6 protein-coding genes are annotated in these 9,213 nt (G+C 45.6%); all 6 read right to left on the bottom strand.

Annotation, left to right across the window (positions count from 1 at the left end):
- Positions 1–1,087: transposase (locus QUB10_RS24455; protein WP_333205824.1), on the bottom strand; the 1,087-nt coding region annotated here is incomplete at its 3' end.
- A gap of 76 nt (positions 1,088–1,163) precedes the next feature.
- Positions 1,164–2,075 (bottom strand): response regulator, encoded by a 912-nt coding sequence (locus QUB10_RS24450; protein ID WP_333205823.1) that lies wholly within the window; start codon positions 2,073–2,075, stop codon positions 1,164–1,166.
- Between the two features lie 5 nt (positions 2,076–2,080).
- Positions 2,081–5,008 (bottom strand): PAS domain S-box protein, encoded by a 2,928-nt coding sequence (locus tag QUB10_RS24445; RefSeq protein WP_333205822.1) that lies wholly within the window; start codon positions 5,006–5,008, stop codon positions 2,081–2,083.
- 239 nt (positions 5,009–5,247) lie between these two features.
- Positions 5,248–6,537, bottom strand: coding sequence for an aminopeptidase P N-terminal domain-containing protein (locus tag QUB10_RS24440; protein WP_333205821.1), 1,290 nt, complete (start codon positions 6,535–6,537; stop codon positions 5,248–5,250).
- A 234-nt stretch (positions 6,538–6,771) separates the two neighbouring features.
- Positions 6,772–7,182, bottom strand: a complete 411-nt coding sequence (locus QUB10_RS24435) for a hypothetical protein (protein WP_333205820.1) — start codon at positions 7,180–7,182, stop codon at positions 6,772–6,774.
- Positions 7,183–7,315: 133 nt separating this feature from the next.
- Entirely contained in the window at positions 7,316–9,202 is a 1,887-nt protein-coding gene (gene ftsH2, locus QUB10_RS24430) for an ATP-dependent zinc metalloprotease FtsH2 (RefSeq protein WP_333205819.1), read from the bottom strand.
- Positions 9,203–9,213: the final 11 nt, after the last annotated feature.

Here is a 9,213-nt window from a genome sequence, read left to right as displayed (position 1 = left end):
AATGACTAGATAAATAAGCCCGGTCAATATGTAACTCGGCTAGGTGAATATTTTGAAATTTTAAGTCACGTTCTAGGTCAACTGTAGCAGCGGATTCTGGAGTATTGGCGCGTGTCAACGCCACGGCACAAACTACACCACTCTCTAAATCTTTGAGGACGTGACGTTTATATCCATCTATTTTTTTAGAGCGGCTTTTACGCCCATGCCGCATATCGGGGTCTTCAATAGAAATGCGACGATCTTTGGCCACCCCTTTAGCAAGATTAGGAAATCCTTGAGAGTCTAAAGTCACATTTTGGGATTCAATGACTCGGGCAACATCCAGAGTCTCTTGAGCCACTTCAAACTCATCACGAGCGGGCTGGCTTTGCATCCATTCTTCTACGGAATTTAAGCTATTTAGGATGACTAAGAGTGCATTTTGACGCTCTACTGGATTATCCCAGTTTAAATCTAAGGCCGTTTTTAAGCTGGAACTATTCAGGATGGGTGCACCTGCTTCCAGGGCAATTTCTGCTGGCTCCCGCCCCTGCACAACAGCTATCACACTCACCGCCTTACGCTCATCATGACCCAATAGATTATATGTATCTTCGACTTTCCCAGCTCCCCATAAAGGTGAAGAATCTAAAGCCGCTTTCAGTTGAGATGAGCCAAACCCACCTTTTTGCTTGGCAATTTCTACGGTGCGGTCAATTAAACGTTGGTCTAGTTCTTTTTTAATTAAGCGATTTCTGAATCGAACCAAAGTGGCTTTGCTAAAAGGGGAAGTTTCACAATTGAGACAATCGAGAACTAACTGCCAACGTCGATCCATGAGCATTTCTTCAATGACTTCATCATCAGAAATGCCTAAGTAGGCTTGCAGAATAATTGCCAAGGCAATTTGTGCAGGAGGAACTGGACCCTGACCCACTGTGCTGTCTTTAAAAATTGTAGCAAGTTCTTCTTGAAACTCATCATTAAATATGAATGAACGATTCAATCGAAGAAACGTGAATAACTTGGCTCGTTTAATGCGTTTGACGATCGACGCTTCAGCGTCTGAGAGTTCAACTGGAGGATGCCATAAGGGAGGACGCATAAGGTTTCTTTCTTTTTCCCGATCGAGGAGAATTTAACAGGCTTCTCAATTCACATATCATTTTCAGTCTTTTTTGTCAAGTCATAATACTGAACCGACGCCCTAGACGGTATTCCAATTCCAAGGTGACTTGCCCGCCGTTGGGGGAATATTTGATGGCGTTGACGATTAAGTTAGAAATAATGCCGTGCAGCAATTGTTGATCTAATATTGCACTGGTAACATCTGAGGGGATTAATGTTAGTTTGTGCTTGGCTTCATTTCCTAACTGCAATTGAGCGAGCAAGTCTTGACAAAATTCGACTAAATTTATCGGTAATGGATTGCATTTGAGTTGACCTGCTTCGGCTCTGCCCATGAATAGCATATCATCGATTAGCTGGTTCATCTTTTGGGTAGCTGAGTGCACCAATCGCAGGGTTCTAACTTGGGATTCGTCACTGCTGCGAGTTCGATCGAGCTCTAGGAGTTCCGCAGAGATTAAAATCGCGTTGAGGGGATTCCGCAATTCGTGAGCTGCCATTGAAATATACTGGTTTTGGCGGTGCGATTTTTCTTCCACCGACTCTCTGACTGCTTCGGCGGCTTTGAGAGATTCTCGCATCTTGGTTTCGATTTTGTGTCTGTGCATGGCAATCTCGATCGCCACCCGCAAATCATTTTGTTGAAATGGTTTGATAATATAACCGAATGGGTCTGTAATTTTCGCTCTTTGCAGCGTTTTATCGTCCGCATAAGCTGTTAAAAATACTGTCGGCACATTCCTCTTAGTTCGGATTTTTTCGGCCGCTGTTACCCCGTCCATGTCACCTTTAAGCACGATATCCATCAACACTAAATCGGGGGGGCTTTCTATCGCTTTTTGAATTGCTTCTTCTCCTGAAGAAACTGTAGCTGTTACTGAATATCCCAGTTTTTTTAATCGACCTGCTATGTCTTGGGCTACAATAACTTCGTCTTCTACAACCAAAATTTGTATAGGGTTCATTTTTTTTAAAGGCGTCGCCGATAATTTAACTCTTTAAAAATTAGAGTGTAGCAGGTTCCACACTGACTGTCAATGGCAATACTCGCCTCTAATTGGTAAGCCAACATTTTCACTAAGCGCAATCCTAATGTTTCAGTATTTTCCACGTCAAAATCCGCCGGAAATCCGCGACCGTTATCTTGAATAGTTAAATGAAATTGGTGGTCATCTATTTCATGAAAACTAATAGATATTTCACCATCTAACTTCGAGATAAAGGCATATTTTAAAGAGTTAGAAACCAGCTCGTTAATAATTAAACCGCAAGGAATGGCTGTTTCTATATTTAAATAAATTGGGTCAAGGTTGAGATTGAATTGGATGGCAGTGTTGCCGCAACCAAAAGATTGATACAAATTAGCAACTAAGTTTTCGACGTAGGGGGGAAGGGCGATGCGATCGAGATGTTCGGATTGATACAGTTGCTCGTGAATCAGAGCCATTGAATGGATACGGGTCTGGCTTTCTTCAAATAAAGCTAGCGTCGGTTCGTCTTCAATATATTGAGCTTGAAGTTGCAGCAAGCTGGAAATTACCTGCATATTATTTTTGACTCGGTGGTGAATCTCTTTGATCAATACTTCTTTTTCGCGGAGTGCTGCTTGGATGCGGGCATCGGTAAATTTGCGATCGCTGATATCTTCGCAAATACCGGCGATGCGGTAAATTTTGCCCGATTCGTCGTAAATGGGAAAAGCTCGATCGCACACCCAGCGAACTGTGCCGTCTGGCAGAAAAATCCGATATTCGGTATTGGTGGACTCGCCCTGCAACACTTGCCCCATTGCCTCTTCCAACAGGTGTTTATCTTCTGGATGCACCCACTTCATCATTTTTAAGGGATCAGCATACAATTCTTCGCGACTGCGCCCCCAGATTTGTTCGTAAGCGGGACTCAGATACAATAAATCTGTGAATTCCGCAGACATTAGCCAGACGGAATCTTGGATATTTTCTGCTAGCTGGCGGAAGCGTTCTTCACTTTCGCGGATGGTTTTTTCTGCCTGTTTTCGTGCGGTAATATCTACTGCAATGCCCACGATGCGGTAAACTTTACCAGATTGATTTCTAATCGGAAAAGCCCGATCGCGAATCCAGCGAATTTTGCCGTCCGGTCTGACAATTCGATATTCTATCTCGTCTTCATACTCACTTTGTCTAGTTAAATTAGCCATAACGCGCTCGCGATCTTCTGGATAGAGGGAATCTGCAAAAAAGCGCCTGTTAGCATACAAATTAGCGCAGCTTCTGCCCCAAATCTTTTCGTAAGCCGGACTGATATAAATAATTTTCTGGGGTTCAACGTTTACCATCCAAAACACGCTTTCAATGTTTTCTGCTAGCTGTCGGAACCTTTCTTCGCTTTCTTTCAGCGCTGCTTCGGTTGCTTTGCGATCGCTAATATCTTCTGTCACTACTACATTGTAAACTGCCCCGCTCAGCGGTTCTTTGATTAGCGATACTGTAATATTTACCCAAACTACATTGCCGTCTTTGTGCAGCAAGCGTTTTTCCATTTTAAAACTGTCAATTTCCCCGGCAAATAATTGCTTGTTTTGTTCTAAATCTACATCTATATCTTCTGGGTAAGTAACGTCCATCCAAGTTCGCGACAGCAGTTCGCTCGCAGTATATCCCACTATCTCGCAGAATTTTTGATTGACTCGCAAATAGCGGCCTGTTGCTTCAGGGTGGGTAATTCCGACTGCCGCTTGTTCGACGGTTGCCCGAAAGCGTTCTTCGCTATCTCTGAGGGTTGCTTCTGCTTTTTTGCGATCGCTAATATCGCGCTGTACGCCAAAATAGCCCACAATTCTGCCGTGGGAATCGTAAATGCAAATATAGTCGCCTTCTATCCAAACTGGAACTCCGTCAAACGTGCGATTCTCATTTTCGATGTGGATTCTGCCAGCATCAAAAAATTGCTTGATTATCTCTCTGCAGCCAGCAAAGTTGTCGGAGAATAAACAGTCAAGCGTGCGGCCAATAAACTGTTCCCTAATACCCCCGTATTGAGCTATCAAAGCATCATTTGCCTTCGTTACCCGCCCGTGAGTAAATACGTAATCCAAAACTTTTTCTTTGTCAACTGTATCGTCCCAGTGCACTGGTTCGTCCAGCATCATAAAGAAAAAGCCATCTAAAGATTGAGAAAAAAACAATTCTAGCTGTTCCTGGCTTTCCCGCAGAGCTTTTTCGGCGCGCCAGCGAGAGAGGATTTCTTCCTGCAATTGATCGTTGGCTGTTTTCAACTCTTCAGTGCGCTTTTTATATTTAATTTCGAGCTGATTTGTGATTTCTTCCAGCGCTATTTCTGCCTGTTTCTTTTCGGTAATATCTTGAGTAACTACTATTCCTGCAAAAATTTCTTCCCGGTCGTTTTTGACTGGAAAAATTGTTGTTGAATAAACGCGATCGCGGTATTTATATTCAAAAGTATTCTCTTCTCCTGCCAAAGCCGCGCGATATTTAGCCTCAAAAAGTGACCAATCTTCAGGTGGCGATACTTCCCACAATGTTTTGCCTTCCAACTGTTCTTTGGACAAACCAACTGCTGCCAAACCTTGGCCGTCAACCAGAGTATAGCGCAAATCGCGATCGAACAAAAACACCGAGCCATTCGGATAATGTTTGATGAGAGTTCGGTACATTTCCTGGCTTTTTTCCAGAGATGCGATTAACCGAATGCGATCGTCCTCACTGATATCAAATTCAGTTACGGAAGCCGAAGAGTCGGCATTCTCGACTGCTTTGAGTTGTGCTTCTAATTTCTGGCACAATTCTCTCTGCTGCTGCAAATCCTCTTCTAGTTGCCGAATTTTTGCTTTTTGCTCTGCTACTAATGCTTCGCAGGTTTCCATAGGTCGATCGATCTTGGTAGGATCAATACACATAAGCGCTCTTTGTTTGGCAGTTGCGGACTTGAGCTTTTTCAAGCCAATACTAACAAAGCTCAAGCCTTCAGTGCCAACTTATATCATGGACGGTTGCATCGGAATAATATATCTGGATGATATAGCCCGCTCAGAATTCCGATGCTACTGGATTTGATATTATATGCTTTCCGGTTGCATCGGTATTGTTCAAACAGTCAACAGTCAACAGTCAACAGTCAACAGTCAACAGTCAACAATTATTTAGGAACTCCCGCCGTCAAGACTTCATGACTTTCCAACGTCACCAAAACATCATCTTCAATTCTCACGCCAATACCGCGCCATTTTTCAGGAACCTCCGGCTGTCCTTCAACGGGTTTAATATAAGGAGAAATATAAATCCCCGGTTCCACCGTCAGCACTTGTCCTGCCTGCAAAACTTGCGAATTTTCCCCGTACTGATAAACGCCGACATCGTGCACATCCAATCCCAGCCAATGACCAGTGCGGTGCATATAAAATGGCTTGTATTTCTCTTCTTTAATTATCTCTTCAATGTCCCCCACCAAAAGTTTTAAATCTATTAAACCTTCCACCAAAACGCGCACCGCTGTTTCGTGAATTTTGCTGTAAGGATTTCCGGGATATACTTGACTAATTGCCTGCAATTGTGCTTGCAAAACTAAGTCATAAATTATTTGTTGTTCGGCTGTAAATTTGCCACTAACAGGAAAGGTGCGAGTAATATCGGCGTTGTAGTACCCGCAAGCACAACCAGCATCTATTAGCAACAAATCGTTTTCCTGCATTTGGCGGTTGTTTTCGATGTAGTGGAGGACGCAGGAATTGTAACCGGATGCAACAATTGAAGGGTAAGCCGGAGTGCAGCCATTTAAGCCAAAAGTATGTTCTATTTCAGCTTGAATTTCATATTCGTATCTGCCCGGTTTGGCGAATTCTTGGGCGCGGTTGTGCGCTGCAACTGAGATATTAGCGGCTTTTCGCATTAATGCTAATTCTGTTTCGCTTTTCACCAGCCGCATCGGGTGTAAAATGATGTTGGAATCTTCGATTGCTGTCGGGCCTGTGCCGCGTTTTGGGTAGGTTGCCATCAAGCGCTGCCAGTGATTGAGGACTGTTTGGTCGAAAGTACGATCGCGCCCGAAGTGATAGTATATGCGATCGGCTTTTTCTAAATATTTCGGCAATTTTTCCGCAAGTTCATTAATCGGGAAAGCTTCATCCGCGCCGTACAATTCTTTAGCCCCTTCAACTCCGGCGCGATAACCGTGCCAAGTTTCTTTTTCCAAGTCTTTGGGCTGCACAAACAGAACAAATTTGTGTTCTTCATGGTGTGGCGCGAGCACTGCTACCGCCGCAGCTTCGTTGAAACCGGTTAAGTAGAAAAAATCGCTATCTTGTCGGTAGGCATATTCTACATCGTTGTGCATGACGGCAGTGGGCGCGCTGCGAAATATCGCCGTCCCGCTGCCAATTTTTGCCATTAACTGTTCGCGTCTTTGCCGATATTCGGTGGGGTTTGTCATCCGATTTTAGATTTTAGATTTTAGATTTTAGATTGTAGATTGAGTGTAATATTAACACTCGGCGGTTTCAAGCGCTGTCAAACTTGCACCCGCAAGCCCAGCGTTGAAGATATAGGTGATCTGTTTTTTTTCTGGGTCTACAGCAGTTCTCAATCTTGGTGAGGTATGCCCTATGCCCTATGCCCTATGCCCGCTTATCAAGCGTACACCTCATATTATTGAGAAAGGCTATACTTATTTATTCTCTTGTTCTGCGATCGCCAATTGACAAGTATAGTCAACCAGCCGAGACAAAGATGAGTGGCCATCGACTAAAGTCCATTTCGGAGAGAAATTCGACCAATTTTCGCCATCTTGGCTAACTCTGACAGTTCTCAACTGTCGTTGCTGGCAGTCAACTTCCATTTGCGCCAACAATTTATCGTTACTAAACTGTTGAGTTACTAAAATAGTTCTGACTGGATAAGAGGGAGCACCGGGAATATCGGATTTGCTTAATTCAACGCTGCTGGAGTCGATGCAAATATCTACAAAACATCTTGATTTTTCGGCGCGGGCGCTCAAAGTATTGACACCAACAAAAATAAAAGCTGCTATTAAAAAAAATGGCGAATTCTTAGTATGTAGGGCAAATGTAGTATTCATCTGCGTTAATTGGCGTTTAGGGGCGGTTTAATATTATTGACAGTTTAATAAAAAAGTAGGGACGTGGCAATAGTTTTGCGTCCCTACTTTTTAAAGACACGGCAATGCCGTGTCCCTAATGTTTAAACAAGTCTTAAAGCTGAGGAACGTATTGTTCTTTTTCAGGAACAAAAGTGTATTCAGAGACAATTAGGCGCAACTCTTCGCCGTCGATGGTTTCTTTTTCAATCAACAAATCGACTAAGCGATCGATCACGGTGCGATTTTCGCGAATAATTCGGCGGGCGTCGTCGTAGCAGTGATCGACAATTGCTCGAACTTGTCCGTCAATCCGAGAGGCAATTTCTTCGGAATATTCCGATCGCGCGGTGTAGTCGCGGCCGAGGAAAATTTCGCTTTGCTGAGCTTCCAGGGCGATCGGGCCCAAGGTAGACATCCCGTAGCGAGTCACCATTTGGCGTGCCATACCACTTACTTGCTGTAAGTCGTTGCCGGCACCGGTGGTTACTTCGGCATCGCCGAAAACTACTTCTTCGGCTGCGCGGCCACCCAAGGCACCGCTAATCCGGGCTAAAATTTGCGATCGAGAAATCAAACCTTGGTCTTCGCTGGGCATGAACCAAGTCAAGCCCCGGGCCTGTCCGCGAGGAACTAAGGTAACTTTTTGAACTGGATCGTGGGCTTGAATGATTGTACCGACGATCGCGTGGCCGATTTCGTGGTAAGCAATCAAGCGCTTGCTCTTGCTGTCCACCAAAGGAGTGCCTTCCATACCTGCTACCACGCGATCGACTGCATCGTCAACTTCGAGCATCGTAATCGCTTCTTTGCGGCGGCGGGCGGTTAAAATAGCAGCTTCGTTGAGCAAGTTAGCCAAATCAGCGCCGGTAAAACCAGGAGTGCGGCGGGCGATGGCGTCCAGAGAAATCTCTGGAGACAGCTTCTTGTTGCGCGCGTGAACTTCCAAAATTTCCAACCGGCCTTTGATATCCGGCGTATCTACGCTCACTTGGCGGTCAAAACGTCCCGGACGCAGCAGCGCTGAGTCGAGTACGTCGGGGCGGTTCGTAGCAGCAATGATGATAATGCCAGTATTGCCCTCAAAACCGTCCATTTCGGTCAGCAACTGGTTCAGGGTTTGTTCCCGTTCGTCGTTACCGCCGCCGATACCGGCGCCGCGCTGGCGGCCCACTGCATCGATTTCATCGATAAAGATGATGCAAGGAGCATTTTCTTTAGCTTTCTTGAACAAGTCCCGAACGCGGGAAGCGCCGACACCGACGAACATTTCCACAAATTCCGAACCGGAGATGCTGAAGAAAGGCACGCCGGCTTCGCCTGCGATCGCTTTTGCCAGCAAGGTTTTACCGGTTCCGGGAGGGCCCACTAGCAGCACGCCCTTGGGAATCTTCGCCCCGACTGCGGTGAAGCGTTCGGGTTTTTTGAGGAATGTCACTACTTCTTGTAGTTCTTCTTTTGCTTCCTCAACGCCTGCTACGTCGTCGAACAGTACGCCTGTTTTAGCTTCCATTTGAAAGCGAGCTTTGGATTTGCCAAAGTTCATGGCTTGGCCAGGGCCCCCTGGCACGTTGCCACCGCGGCGGAAGAGGAAAAACAGCCCTCCTACTAACAACAGGGGAAATACTAGATTGCCTAAAAGTCCCCAGACAGCACCGTCGTTGCGTAGTGGGTGAGTGTCGAAGCTGATTTTGGAGTCTCTGAGCCTAGAAACCAGTTCCGGGGCATTTGAGGGCAAGTCTACCCGCCACCGCTGCTCGTGATTGTCCAGTTCGGGATCGACTGCTAGGACAATAGCCGTCCGGCCTCCGTCGTAAAGGTCAACGCTGGTCACTCGACCGGCGTTTAAGTAATCTAAGAATCGACCGTAGCTCAGGCGGGTGCTGGCGGTGTTCTTGCTCATTTCTGCCGGGGATGGCGCAAAGGCCCCCTGCCACAAGAAAAAGCCGATGACTAAGGCGGGTAAAGTCCAAAGTAGTATAGTTCGCCAAGAAATTTTCATAAATGCGGATG

It is taken from the genome of Microcoleus sp. B5-D4, assembly GCF_036705145.1.
Lineage (GTDB): Bacteria > Cyanobacteriota > Cyanobacteriia > Cyanobacteriales > Microcoleaceae > Microcoleus.
Note: the sequence above shows the minus strand (reverse complement) of the source record. Positions and strands in the feature narration are given on the sequence as shown.

Coding starts and splice junctions, on each gene's coding strand:
- QUB10_RS24445 (WP_333205822.1), bottom strand. CDS start 5,008: ATGTGTATTGATCCTACCAAGATCGATCGACCTATGGAAACCTGCGAA.
- ftsH2 (WP_333205819.1), bottom strand. CDS start 9,202: ATGAAAATTTCTTGGCGAACTATACTACTTTGGACTTTACCCGCCTTA.
- QUB10_RS24450 (WP_333205823.1), bottom strand. CDS start 2,075: ATGAACCCTATACAAATTTTGGTTGTAGAAGACGAAGTTATTGTAGCC.
- QUB10_RS24440 (WP_333205821.1), bottom strand. CDS start 6,537: ATGACAAACCCCACCGAATATCGGCAAAGACGCGAACAGTTAATGGCA.
- QUB10_RS24435 (WP_333205820.1), bottom strand. CDS start 7,182: ATGAATACTACATTTGCCCTACATACTAAGAATTCGCCATTTTTTTTA.